The organism is Patiriisocius sp. Uisw_047 (genome assembly GCF_047730165.1).
Taxonomy (GTDB): Bacteria; Bacteroidota; Bacteroidia; order Flavobacteriales; family Flavobacteriaceae; genus Patiriisocius.
This window is the reverse complement of the sequence record NZ_CP159834.1, coordinates 884,660-897,494: the sequence shown is the minus strand read 5'-3', so window position 1 is coordinate 897,494 and position 12,835 is coordinate 884,660. Positions and strand designations below refer to the sequence as shown.

General features: G+C 38.6%; 9 protein-coding genes and 1 tRNA gene. 6 read left to right on the top strand and 4 right to left on the bottom strand.

The features are described 5' to 3' along the window. Positions 1-64 precede the first annotated feature (64 nt). Together ABXT71_RS04035 and ABXT71_RS04030 are read left to right on the top strand one after the other, a co-directional pair. Positions 65-1,999 carry a cation:proton antiporter gene (locus ABXT71_RS04035; RefSeq protein WP_415372567.1) on the top strand — a complete coding sequence of 645 codons (1,935 nt, stop codon included), beginning with the start codon at positions 65-67 and terminating at the stop codon, positions 1,997-1,999. 45 nt (positions 2,000-2,044) lie between these two features. Beyond that, entirely contained in the window at positions 2,045-2,269 is a 225-nt protein-coding gene (locus ABXT71_RS04030; protein WP_415372566.1) for a hypothetical protein, read from the top strand. A gap of 183 nt (positions 2,270-2,452) precedes the next feature. Here the strand turns inward: ABXT71_RS04030 and lepA are convergent, their stop codons facing one another. Then, complete coding sequence (gene lepA, locus ABXT71_RS04025; RefSeq protein ID WP_415372565.1) at positions 2,453-4,249, bottom strand: translation elongation factor 4; 1,797 nt, start codon at positions 4,247-4,249, stop codon at positions 2,453-2,455. 238 nt (positions 4,250-4,487) lie between these two features. On the opposite strand from lepA, the gene ABXT71_RS04020 reads away from it, so the two are divergent. Continuing rightward, on the top strand, positions 4,488-6,902 hold the full coding sequence (locus tag ABXT71_RS04020) for an outer membrane beta-barrel protein (protein WP_415372564.1): 2,415 nt from the start codon (positions 4,488-4,490) through the stop codon (positions 6,900-6,902). A gap of 99 nt (positions 6,903-7,001) precedes the next feature. Continuing rightward, positions 7,002-8,000 carry a tRNA dihydrouridine synthase DusB gene (dusB, locus tag ABXT71_RS04015; RefSeq protein WP_415372563.1) on the top strand — a complete coding sequence of 333 codons (999 nt, stop codon included), beginning with the start codon at positions 7,002-7,004 and terminating at the stop codon, positions 7,998-8,000. On the opposite strand, the gene ABXT71_RS04010 is transcribed toward dusB, so the two are convergent. Both ABXT71_RS04010 and rbfA read right to left on the bottom strand, forming a co-directional pair. After that, entirely contained in the window at positions 7,997-9,196 is a 1,200-nt protein-coding gene (locus tag ABXT71_RS04010; protein ID WP_415372562.1) for an ABC transporter permease, read from the bottom strand. The two genes, dusB and ABXT71_RS04010, sit on opposite strands and share 4 nt — an antisense overlap. Before the next feature lies 1 nt (position 9,197). Next, positions 9,198-9,593: a 30S ribosome-binding factor RbfA gene (rbfA, locus tag ABXT71_RS04005; protein WP_415372561.1), complete on the bottom strand. Its 396-nt coding sequence runs from the start codon at positions 9,591-9,593 to the stop codon at positions 9,198-9,200. 256 nt (positions 9,594-9,849) lie between these two features. Between rbfA and mce the strand changes: the two genes are divergently transcribed. Both mce and ABXT71_RS03995 read left to right on the top strand, forming a co-directional pair. Further along, a complete protein-coding gene (gene mce, locus ABXT71_RS04000; RefSeq protein ID WP_415372560.1) occupies positions 9,850-10,272 on the top strand; it encodes a methylmalonyl-CoA epimerase in 423 nt (140 codons plus the stop codon). Positions 10,273-10,306: 34 nt separating this feature from the next. After that, positions 10,307-10,380, top strand: a tRNA-Ile gene (locus tag ABXT71_RS03995). Positions 10,381-10,591: 211 nt separating this feature from the next. On the opposite strand, the gene ABXT71_RS03990 is transcribed toward ABXT71_RS03995, so the two are convergent. Then, on the bottom strand, positions 10,592-12,619 hold the full coding sequence (locus ABXT71_RS03990; RefSeq protein WP_415372559.1) for a S9 family peptidase: 2,028 nt from the start codon (positions 12,617-12,619) through the stop codon (positions 10,592-10,594). Positions 12,620-12,835: the final 216 nt, after the last annotated feature.

The following is a 12,835-nucleotide window of genomic DNA, read 5'->3' as shown; positions in this document are numbered from 1 at the left end:
TTTTTTACTAATTATTTTCTACTGAAATAGTATCTTTATATTTTCACAGTCTAAAGTTAAATACATGTTAGAACTCGCCGGGATTATCATTTTAGGAATTTTTGCCCAATGGCTTGCGTGGAAGTTAAAGATACCCGCCATTTTACCTTTAATATTAATTGGTCTTGCAGTAGGACCACTCTCTACCTTTTATTCTGAAGATGGAAACCAATGGATTCAACCTATCTATAATGGTGATAAAGGTTTTTTTCCAGATGACAGCCTCTTTTATTTTGTTTCTTTAGCTATTGGAATCATCCTTTTTGAAGGGGGGCTTACCCTCAAAATGGGCGAAATTAAAAAAGTAGGCGGTGTCATCGGAAAGCTAATAAGCCTTGGTTCTGTTGTTACCTTTTTTGGGGCAGGAGTAGCTGCTCATTACTTTTTTGGGCTGGATTGGCAAATCTCGTTTTTATTCGCAGGCTTGATTATAGTTACGGGACCAACGGTGATTACGCCCATTTTAAGAAACATCCCTTTAAGAAAAGACATCTCTGCGGTACTCAAGTGGGAAGGGATTTTAATAGACCCAATTGGCGCCTTAGTGGCGGTTTTAGTTTTTGGTTTTATTAGTGTGAACATCCCGCCAGAACTAATTGAAGCCGGAGCAGACGCTATAATTGGTGCTGGTGTAGTAGATGATCATGAAGCTGGAGGGAGTTATACAAAACACGCCTTATTAGAATTTGGAAAAATTATTGTGATTGGGTTTGCTTTTGGGCTTGCTGGTGGTTTTGCCATGTATCACGCCGTAAAACGTAAAGTAATTCCACATTATTTATTGAATGTAGCCTCCTTATCTATGGTGCTATTAATTTTTGTGTTGAGTGATTTGTTTGCACATGAATCTGGGCTACTTGCCGTAGTAGTGATGGGAATGTATCTAGGAAATAGCGATTTACCTAATCTAAAAGAATTACTATATTTTAAAGAATCGCTCAGTGTTCTCTTAATATCGATTCTATTTATACTGCTGTCGGCAAACATAAGTGTGGACGATTTGTTATTGATTTACAACTGGAAAACGGCAGTGCTATTTGCTGTAATTATATTCGTTATACGACCCGTTGGTGTATTTCTCAGTACCGCAGGCTCAGACTTAAAATTTAATGAAAAACTCTTTATTAGTTGGGTTGGTCCACGAGGTATTGTTGCTGCGGGTATCGCGTCTCTATTTGGAACTAAATTAGTAGAAATGGGTGTTCCTGGCGCAGAATACATCACGCCACTTGTTTTCGGACTCGTATTAGTAACTGTACTTCTAAACGCTACCACAGCACGATTAGTCGCTTCCTTATTAGGGGTATTCCTTAAAAAGTCTGAAGGGATTATGATTATCGGTGGATCTCGGGTTTCTAGATTGATTGGATCTTATTTACAGAAAAACGGTAGACACGTAGTGCTTATAGATAGTAACCGTATTAACGTTCAAAAAGCTAAAGAGCTAGGCTTAGACGCCATTAGCGCAAATATTTATAGTGATGACTTAATTGATAATATTGAATTGAGTGATGTGGGATATTTATTAGCAATGACGGGAAATGATGAGATTAATAGACAGGCTATGACTCGGTTTGGAAAACGTTTTGGAGAAAATGGAACCTTCCGTTTATTAACTTCGGAAGAACTTATTAAAAAGATACCACACGATACCGACGAAATTTTCAGCAATACGCATGATTATGTTCGCTTCACAGAAGTAGCGAGAGATTTCCCATCCATTCAAGAAATAGAAGTACAGGACAATACAAAATTTTTAAAAGTGCTGGAGATGATTAGAGACAGCAATGATGCAATCCCATTATTTAAGAAAGATGAGGATGGCGAGATTACTTTTATTGATTCGTTAAAAGAGGTAGATATTGCAGAAGGAACTTGTATTGCCTACCTAGGGAAGCCTATAGATTTTGAAGAGGTGATTACGGCAACTATGGAGAAGACATCGGTCGCCGAAGATTAAAATAAAGGCGCCCAATTTTCGTTTTAAAATTACAGAAACACTTTTATGACCTACCGAGCTCTTATTTCTTTTACTTTATTTGCGATGTACATATCCTGTAATAAAGACGAATCTCGCACGTGTACAACGTGCAACTCAGACGCGACTGCATCTTTTGAAGTATGTCGTGAGCCGGATGGAACAGCCTCTGTAAATGGCGAAAATACGGGTACGGACTATACTGCATATATCGAGGCATTACAGGAAACAGGTGCTAATTGTGGGGCTTAAGTTTTAATGGTCTACCTCGGTTCAGGATCTATTACAAGTGAAAATGCAACAAGCCCTCAGGCATCTCTTAGTGAAATAGACCGCTCTTATTTATAATAGTAAGAATAATGTATATTAAAAATGCCCTACAATTATGAAGGGCATTTTTAATATACATTAGTAAGACAAAAAAGAGATGGGTGTTTAATCATTTAACTTCAACACCGCCATAAATGCTTCTTGAGGGATTTCTACATTACCTACTTGACGCATACGCTTCTTTCCTTTCTTTTGCTTTTCTAATAGTTTACGTTTACGAGAAATATCTCCTCCATAACATTTAGCCGTTACATCTTTGCGCAATGCCTTAACGGTTTCACGAGCAATAATTTTTGCGCCAATGGCGGCTTGTATTGGGATATCAAATTGTTGTCTAGGGATTAACTGACGTAATTTTTCAGTCATTTTTTTACCAATATCATAAGCATTGTCTTGGTGCAATAAAGCAGAAAGCGCATCTACAATATTTCCATTAAGCAGCACATCTACTTTTACTAGCTTAGCGTCACGAAGACCAATAGGTGCGTAGTCAAAAGAAGCATATCCCTTAGACACTGTTTTAAGACGGTCATAGAAGTCAAAAACAATTTCTGCTAATGGCATATCAAAAGTAAGCTCTACACGTTCTGTGGTCAGGTATGTTTGGTTTGTAATCTGCCCGCGTTTTTCAATACAAAGAGACATCACAGAACCAACAAAATCAGATTTTGTAATGATGGTTGCTTTAATATATGGTTCTTCCATTCTATTTAAACTAGAAGGATCTGGAAGGTCACTTGGATTGTTTACAAGAATAGCAGTATCTGGATTTCTATTGGTATATGCTTTGTAAGATACGTTAGGTACTGTAGTAATTACGGTCATATCAAACTCACGCTCTAAACGTTCTTGAATGATTTCTAAGTGCAACATTCCTAAGAACCCACAACGAAACCCAAAACCAAGGGCCGCGGAACTTTCTGGCACAAAAACCAACGAGGCATCATTTAATTGAAGCTTCTCCATAGAAGAACGAAGCTCTTCATAATCTTCTGTATCTACAGGATAAATCCCTGCAAATACCATAGGTTTTACGTCTTCAAACCCTTCAATCACATTGGTTGTAGGTGACTTGGCATCTGTGATAGTGTCTCCTACTTTTATTTCTTTCGCTTCTTTTATTCCTGTGATGAGGTAGCCTACATCCCCTGTTTTAATTTCTTTTTTAGGAGTTTGGGTTAAGTTTAAAGTTCCTACTTCATCAGCATAATAGGTTTTACCCGTTGCCATAAACTTAATATGTTGTCCTTTTTTAATAGAGCCGTTTAGCACTCTAAAATAGGTCTCGACACCTCTAAAGGGATTATAAACAGAGTCAAAAATAAGGGCCTGTAAGGATTCATCAGCTACTCCTGTAGGAGCAGGGATACGTTCAATAACTGCGGTTAATATTTCAATAATACCAATACCAGTTTTTGCTGAAGCTGGGATTACCTCCTCTGCAGTACAGCCTAATAGGTCTACTATATCATCTGTTACTTCTTCAGGGCTCGCAGAAGGAAGGTCTATTTTATTTAATACAGGAATAATTGTCAGGTCATTCTCTAGAGCGAGGTATAAGTTAGAGATTGTCTGAGCCTGGATACTTTGTGCCGCATCTACTACTAACAAGGCTCCTTCACAAGCCGCAATAGACCGTGAAACCTCGTAAGAGAAATCTACGTGACCGGGAGTATCAATTAAGTTTAAGATATATTCTTCCCCTTTGTGGGTATAATTCATCTGTATGGCGTGACTTTTTATAGTAATTCCGCGCTCCCGCTCCAGGTCCATACTGTCTAATAACTGTGCTTGTTCTTCACGTTCTGTCACAGCTCCAGTAGCACTTAGCAGTCTGTCTGCTAGTGTGCTTTTCCCGTGATCAATGTGTGCAATAATGCAAAAATTGCGAATGTTCTTCATATTTCCCATTTCCGCGTATGCGAAAACCCCATAAGTTTCAAAATTTGACGAAGCCAAATCACCCCTGTGATAGCTCTAAAGATGCAAATATAAACTAATTGGTATCTATATGATATGAAGATGACTGTCATACATCGATTATTTGATTTAATTCTTTGCTAACTCATATTAATACTGCAACTTTAGACCAGAATGGAGCTTAACCTTATAAGTCTTTGTTCAAACCAACCCCTTAATCATGCGTGTAACAGCCATTCTTTTTTTTCTGCTTTTTTCTGCTTTTACATTTGGTCAAGAGAGTCTAATCTCGGGACGAGTTGTTGAAAATTCTGGTGAAGCTATTTCTTTTGCGACAATACTTATTTCTGAAACACCAACAGAAGAAATCCCAGAAGGTGCTTTTATAGCTGGGACTACAAGTGATTACGAAGGAAATTTTAATATCATAACTCCCGCCGCTTCATTATACATTGTCACGATTAGTTATTTAGGGTTCACTCCTAAAGTAATAGAGGTAACTGCCCCAAAAACCTTAGATGATCTTACGCTAGAACGAGTGGCTGAAGCCCTAGAGGAAGCCGTCATCGTTGTAAAGGGGCCGACCATAAAAAAAGAGCCAGGGAAACTAACTTTTAATGTAGAAAAAACATCATTATCCACAGGAAGTACACTAGACATACTATCTAAAACTCCTGGAGTAGTAGTAGCAAATAATAGAATTACAGTAAAGAATATATCTCCCGTAGTTTTTATAAATAATAAGCGTGTGTATTTATCGCAGAGCGAGGTGATCTCCCTACTGCAAAATGTAGATGGCGAAATTATAAAGTCTATCGAGGTTATTACACAGCCATCAGCAAAGTACGATGCAGAAGCAGGAACAGTCCTGAATATCATTACTTCAAAAGCAGTTTCTGTGGGTTATAAAGGATCTGTAAATGGCACGTATGAGCAAGCTACTTTTGCTAAGTATCGCTTAGGGACTTCGCATTTTTACAAAAACGACTGGGTTAATCTATTTGGGAGTTATAGCGTGAGTCCTAGAAAAGAGCTAAAGCAAGATGAAAATAATAGTAGGTTTTTTAATCCAGATGAAGTGACCACCAAGTCCTTTAGAGATTCTTATTTTGAGAAAACCACCCAAAAAACTTCGCATCAAGCAAACATAGTGGCAGATTTTACGCTAGATGAAAACCAATCTTTGAGTGTTTCAGCAACCGCATTTTTTAATCCAAACGAAGAATACCGCAATAAGGTAAACTCACTTAACTACAACGCTGCACGCCAACTAGATTCTACTTTTGTCACCCATAGTGATTTTAAAAATGAGCAAGCCAACATTTCATTAAATGTAGAGCACGTTACAACTATTGGCGAAAAAGGGGTGTCTGCCACTTCTAACATCAACTATATTACGTACAATAATGAGCGAGACCAATTTGTAGACACAAATTATTTTTTAGCTAATGGACAACTCAATAGAAATAGCAGCTTTGAAACAGCCGCACTTCAAGAGAGTAATATTGTAACCGCACAAACAGATTTTGTAATCCCTTTAAAAAGTGGTAACCTTGAAACCGGACTTAAATATTCTAATATCAGCACAGATAGCGGTTTAGATTATTTCGATATAAATGGAGCGACAACAACACTAAACGGGCCTTTGTCAGATTTCTTTAAATATACAGAAGACATTTTTGCGGGATATATAAATTACGATAGAGATTGGGGAAAATGGGCAATAAATGTAGGGACGAGAGGAGAGCATACAGCCGTAAAGGGTGACTCAAGGTCATTAGGCACGGTTAATAATCAAAACTATTTCAAGCTATTTCCTAATGCGTCAATATCTCGAACCATAAACGAAAAGAACAGCGTAAACATAGGGTATGTGCGCAGAATCCACAGACCAAGATATCAAAGTTTAAATCCATTTAAATACTTTATTAATGAAAGCAATTTTAATGAAGGAAACCCAAATCTTGTTCCTGCGATTGACGATAAGTTTTCTGTAGGGTATAATTTTAATAACACCTGGTTCTTGGATGCCTATTATATTCATACAAACGATGGTCTTGAAGTAATCACCTACCAAAACAACCAAAACAACACGCTACAAAACATAGACACAAATGTCCCAGAAGGGCATAATTTCAGTTTTGATATTGTGTACGCTTCGCCAATAAAAACCTGGTGGTACCTGCAAGTTGTGACTTCTACATTCTATTTAAAAAACACTTTTAATGCCTTACAGAGTTCGCAAGAAACCGCAAGTGTGGATGCCTTTGGGCTGTATGCACAGATGTACAGTGGTCTCACGCTTTCTAGAAGTGCAGGTTTGACAAGTGATGTGACGGCGCTATATATTTCAAACTTGATCTATGGTGCGGCGGAGTATAACAATCAGTTCAATATTTCATTCTCTCTGCGTAAAAGCTTCTGGAAGAAACAAGCATCGGTTACTTTAGGTGTCGATGATATTTTTAATAAAAACAACGTTGCGCTTGCAACACAATATTTAAATCAAGACAGCCGCTTTTTTGCAAGACCGGAATCTAGATTGTTTCGATTAGGATTTAAATATAATTTTGGGAATGCCCGTCTTCGTGATAATAATAAGACTACATCTACAGACGAAGGAGACAGGCTGTAAATATTCACCCTTCGGAAATATCAAACATTTAAAATTTCGCTACTTTTGCTGAAAAATTAGTTCAACAACAAATAAGACACTCGCTATCGCGAGCACGAGATGAGCAAAATAGGCGATATAGATGTAGGAGACTTCCCGTTATTATTGGCACCCATGGAAGATGTGAGTGACCCTCCGTTCCGTGCATTATGCAAGGAGCAAGGAGCAGATGTGGTATATACAGAGTTTATTTCTAGTGAGGGATTAATTCGTGATGCCGCTAAAAGTGTCATGAAGTTGGATATTTATGAAAAAGAACGTCCAGTGGGTATTCAGATTTTTGGTGCTGTGCTAGAATCTATGCTGCGAAGTATTGAAATTGTTGAAGCCAGCGGACCAGATATTATTGATATCAACTTTGGTTGTCCCGTTAAAAAAGTAGTAAGCAAAGGAGCTGGAGCAGGGATATTAAAGGATATCGACTTAATGGTGTCCCTTACTGAGGCGATGGTAAAACACACAAAGCTTCCCGTTACCGTAAAAACAAGACTAGGCTGGGACCACGACAGTATAAAAATTGTTGAGGTTGCAGAGCGATTGCAAGACGTAGGCTGCAAGGCAATTTCTATTCATGGTCGTACGCGCGCACAAATGTATAAAGGCGACGCAGACTGGGCGCCTATAGCAGAAGTTAAGAACAATCCAAGAATGCATATTCCAGTGTTTGGTAACGGAGACATAAACACACCAGAACGCGCTATGGAAATGCGTGACAAATACGGTCTAGACGGCGCTATGATAGGAAGAGCAAGTATAGGGTACCCTTGGTTTTTTAAAGAGGTTAAACATTACTTTGAGACAGGAATGCACGCGGCACCTCCTACCATGACAGAGCGAGTAGACGCAGCTAGAAGGCACCTGCAAATGGCGATAGACTGGAAAGGAGAAACCTTAGGCGTTTTTGAAACTAGAAGACATTACACTAACTATTTTAAAGGCATTCCGCACTTTAAAGAGCATCGTATGAAAATGGTTACAAGCGATCAAAGCGTAGATGTATTTGCCGCCTTTGATGACGTGTTAGAGAAGTTTGCAGACTTTGAATTTGAGCGCCTTTAATGGAGCAATTTTTCACTCACTCTACTCGAGGCAATTTTAGAGGCAATCACTCCTAAAACTGTTATTGTCACTAAGACAATTATCACATTTTTAAGCTGAAGACTTACAGGATAGGGCAAATCTTGCGCAATGTTTATTAAGCCGAATTGCAACTGTGCGGCAATAACTAAAACCCCCAAAAGGACTCCTACAACACCTCCTATTAGCGTCATCAAGATTCCTTGATATAAGAACACGGCGCGTATTTCTTTGATAGTAGCTCCCATATTAAACAGCGTTTTAATATTAGATTGTTTGTCTAGGATCATCATAATGATAGAGCCCACCACATTAAACAATGCGATAATAAGGATGAGCGTAAAAATAAAATAGACTGCTAGATTTTCTGCATTTAGCATTTTATACAGCGCGTCGTTTTGCTGGATGCGTGTCTTTATTATCACCTTATTTTGAAAGAGCGATTGAAGAGCAGCAATGGTGCTGGTTTCGTCGGCATTTTCATTTAGTCTTATCTCAAGAGCAGATACTTTTGTACTATCTAAGGATAAAAGCGCTCGTGCAAAATCAACATCACTAAACACATACTTGCTGTTTAAATCGTCATTAACGGCATAGACACCACTTACTACTGCCGGCGATGAGGTGAACGCTTTAGAAGGGTCTAGTATTTGTCCTTTGCCGGGTTTAGGCACTGTTAACTTGAGTAGATTTCCATAGTCCCGCGTTCCTAATGATAGTTTTGACACCATCGCAAGCCCGATGACAACTTCTTCCCGATTAGGCTCAAACCATTCTCCAAAATATAGAATACTATCTATCGGGTTTACATTTCCGTAGTTGGCATCCACACCTTTAATGGAGGCTAAATGGTTTTTACCTTTATATTGCAGGTAGACACGCTCTTCAATAACCTCGGAAATAGCTGCGATGTCCTCAATTTTTAAAATTTCAGAAGAAAGGGTGTCATCAAATGTGATCGTTTTACCTTCTGCTGGAAAAACTTTAAGGTCGCTGTCAAAAAAACTAGCGAACTGAAGACTAAATTCTTTGAGCCCTCCAAAACCGGAAAGCACAATAAAAAGCGCCAATGCTCCGACAACAACGCCAGTTGCTGCGATGCCTGTAATGATGTTAATGGCATTGTTGCTGCTCTTGGTAAAAAGATATCTTTTAGCGATGTACAGCGAGAAACTCACGTTATGATTTTTTGCGTTTAGGGAGTAAATCCGGATTCTTTAAAGGATCTTCCTTGCCTTTTACGGCTTCATCAATCTGCTCTATATAGTCTAACGAGTCATCGTTAAAAAATTGTAATTCAGGCATTCTTCTTAATTGGTGGCGTGTAAGTTGTGCCACTTCATGCTTGATTTTAGACTTTCCTTCATTGATTTCTCTAATGATGGCGGTTGCATTTGTACTTGGAAAAACACTCACGTGCACTTTTGCGATAGACAAATCTACCGTTACGTTTACTTTGCTCACAGAAATAAGTGTGCCTAGTTGTCCACTTTCTCGTAAGATGTTTTGAAGCACACCCGCAAGGTCTTCCTGTAAAACGCCCGCAATCTTTTTCTGTCTGTTACTTTCTTCCATAGTGCAAAAATAGTCTTTATTACCGAAATTTTAAGTGTTTGTGACTTACGTCTGCTATGAGGCTATAGGATTAATGGGTATATTTGAAATGGTGAGCAAATTAAACGAAGAGAAATAATTATCAGTTTAAGCGGTTCTGCTGAGTCAAGTCGAAGCACAGTGAAAAAAATGGTAGAGCAAGGTTATAAGGATAGGTCAAAGGTATATCACTAATAAGGAATTTTCGTATTCACGGAAATGACAAAGGAATATAAACATGAACAAAATAGAACACCTAGGGATTGCCGTAAAAGATATTGAGGCTGCCAATAAAATTTACACTTCACTGCTAGGATACGAGCCGTACAAAGCAGAGGATGTAGAAAGTGAAGGAGTAGCCACCTCTTTTTTTAAGTGCGGGGAAAGCAAGATAGAATTGCTTCAGGCGACACATCCAGATAGCCCTATTAGTAAATTTATAGAAAAAAAAGGAGAAGGAATTCATCACATAGCTTTTGCGGTTGATGACATTAAAGCAGAGATAATACGTTTAAAAAAAGAAGGCTTCATCGCTCTAAATGAGGAACCTAAACGAGGGGCAGATAATAAGTGGGTTGTATTCTTACACCCTAAGTCTAGCAACGGCGTTCTTGTCGAGTTGTGCCAAGAAATAAATAAGACAAAAAATAGTTTGCAATAATTGTAAAACACCCTACATTTGCAGCCTGATTACCGGTCCTATAGCTCAGCTGGTTAGAGCACCTGACTCATAATCAGGGGGTCCATGGTTCGAGTCCATGTGGGACCACATTGAAAATCAAGACTTTAGCGTAAGCTAGAGTCTTTTTTTTATGATAGAATTCGATGGTGAGCCGCGTAACAAACGGGAAGCTATTAATTACTCATATATAACTCTACAGAATCAAGAGTTCTTTAGGATACATAAGTATCGCTCTATTATCCTTGATAGTTTCAAGAAGTAAAAAGGACGAGTTTATATCTGCGCTGAAATATTAAACTTATTTATACTTTTCAAACCAAGCAATCGTGTGAGCAACCTTACTAATTAGATTGCTAGGGCGGGCCGCAATGCCATGAGATGCATCTGGAAGTTCTACCAGAACCGTTTCAATCTTCCGAAGTTTTAACGCGTGATACAACTGTTTTGCCTCACTAGGCGGGGTCCTTAAGTCGTTTAGGCCAACCAACACCATGGTTGGAGTTTCTACATTCCCTACTAATGAAATGGGTGAAAATTTCCAGTAATTTTGAAAATTTTCCCAGGGTTGTCCAGGATAACGGGAATCTGCGTATCCGTAATAATTATCAGCTGTTAATGTCTTACTTATCCAATTCATGACTGGTTTTGCCACTACAGCAGCCTTAAACCGTTTGTTTTTTCCAATAATCCAAGCCGTCATAATTCCGCCAGCACTTCCACCAGTGACAAATAATTTTGACGGATCTGCAATACCAAGTTTTATTAATGCATCAACGCCATCCATTACGTCATTATAATCTTCTCCTGGGTAATTATTAAATAATAAATTTCCAAATTCTTCGCCATAACTTGTACTTCCTCGCGGATTTGGGTAAAAAACAGCGTACCCTGCGGCCGCGTACAGTTGAATTTCTGCTGAAAAATGATCTCCATAATTTAAAATGGGTCCTCCGTGGTTTTCGACTAAAAGAGGAACCATTGTTCCTTTTTGGTGATTAGGAGGATACACTACCCAACCTTGAATATCACGTTGATCAATGGATGAGGTATACCAGATTTCTTCTACTTCTCCCATATTTCGATAGTTGATCAAATCTTCATTTACTCGACTCAGTATAGTTTCCTTTCCGCCTTTTTCAACAATAGCAACATCGGCTGGGCGATCTGATCTGGATAAAGTATAAGCTATCCTTCCATTCTTAGAAACACTAAAGCTACCGCTAGCATAGGGTCTTCCCAAGGTTGTTCCTCCAACATTTTCTACAATATCTGTTACCTTTCCGTTAACGTTTATGTATGCAATCTTGGTAAGCCCTAAGTCATTGTATTTAAAATACAAGCCCTCGCTATCACTAGCCCACACTACATTATCAACGTCTCTATCTAGATTTTCTGAAACGGTTCTCTTATTTTCACCATTTGAATCCATTAATTGCAGGCTTCGAACCTGATAAGCTTGTACTTTATCTTCATACCCCATATAGGCAATATGTTTCCCGTTTGGAGAAATCATAGGCGCATAATCTGGTCCCGTTCGATTGGTTAGCGTTTTAATTGCGCCAGTCTTGGTGTTTACAGAATAGACTTCGGAATTTCGGAATTCATACTCCCAATTTTCATTTCGATTTGACGAAAAATAAATCTCAGTTCCATTAGGTGCCCAAGAAAGGGCCCCGTTGTGATTAAATTCACCATCTGTTAACTGTCTGGGCGTTCCTCCTTCCGAAGGAATTGTAAAAACGTGCGTAAATCCTGGTTTTATATAACCAGAGCCATCCGCCTCATGTTTTAAACGGTCTGTTATTCTTGCAGGTGTTGCCCACTTCGCATCCTTTGGCTTTGCCGGCATTTTTGCGATTACAGGGGCGGTAGCATTTACTTTCATAGTAAAAGCGATTGAAGTGCCATCTGGCGACCAACTAATAGATGACGGGCCGTTTTCTAATTGAGTTAACTTCGCTAGAACTCCAGAGGCCAACCAATATACATAAACCTCATTTCCATGCTCACTTCCACTTACAAAAGCAATCCTATCTCCAGAGGGAGACCAGCGTCCTTGACGCTCATTTTCTTGACTAGAAGTAAGTTTTCTATGTACACTTCCATCACTGCTTAAAAGCCATAAATTTCTAGCGGAGGCATCCTTCATAATATCAAAACCTGTCCTGAGGTACAAAATCCAGTGGCCATCGGGTGAAATTTGCGGATCCCCAGTATACTCTAATTGAAAAACATCTAAGGGTTCAAAATTCTTCTTATTCTGAGCGTTGAGTTGTATCGTGAAAAGGAGAAAAGCGAGTGTAATTAGACGTAAAGTAATTTGCATTGTTTTATTTTTAGAGAGTTAAAGATACTTATTTTGAAAGCATTGAAAAGCAACTTCACATATCTCATAATCAGGGAGTCCTTGGTTTGTTTACATTTTGTGCCCAAATGATAACCATAGCCTTAGTGAAAGTTCAGGTATTATTTATGACTATTTGCCTGCTTATATTTTCATCTAAAATTAGAATTAATAATAAGAAACAAATAGTAAACAATC

Coding starts and splice junctions, on each gene's coding strand:
- lepA (WP_415372565.1), bottom strand. CDS start 4,249: ATGAAGAACATTCGCAATTTTTGCATTATTGCACACATTGATCACGGG.
- ABXT71_RS04035 (WP_415372567.1), top strand. CDS start 65: ATGTTAGAACTCGCCGGGATTATCATTTTAGGAATTTTTGCCCAATGG.
- ABXT71_RS03990 (WP_415372559.1), bottom strand. CDS start 12,619: ATGCAAATTACTTTACGTCTAATTACACTCGCTTTTCTCCTTTTCACG.
- mce (WP_415372560.1), top strand. CDS start 9,850: ATGAACAAAATAGAACACCTAGGGATTGCCGTAAAAGATATTGAGGCT.
- ABXT71_RS04020 (WP_415372564.1), top strand. CDS start 4,488: ATGCGTGTAACAGCCATTCTTTTTTTTCTGCTTTTTTCTGCTTTTACA.
- rbfA (WP_415372561.1), bottom strand. CDS start 9,593: ATGGAAGAAAGTAACAGACAGAAAAAGATTGCGGGCGTTTTACAGGAA.
- ABXT71_RS04030 (WP_415372566.1), top strand. CDS start 2,045: ATGACCTACCGAGCTCTTATTTCTTTTACTTTATTTGCGATGTACATA.
- dusB (WP_415372563.1), top strand. CDS start 7,002: ATGAGCAAAATAGGCGATATAGATGTAGGAGACTTCCCGTTATTATTG.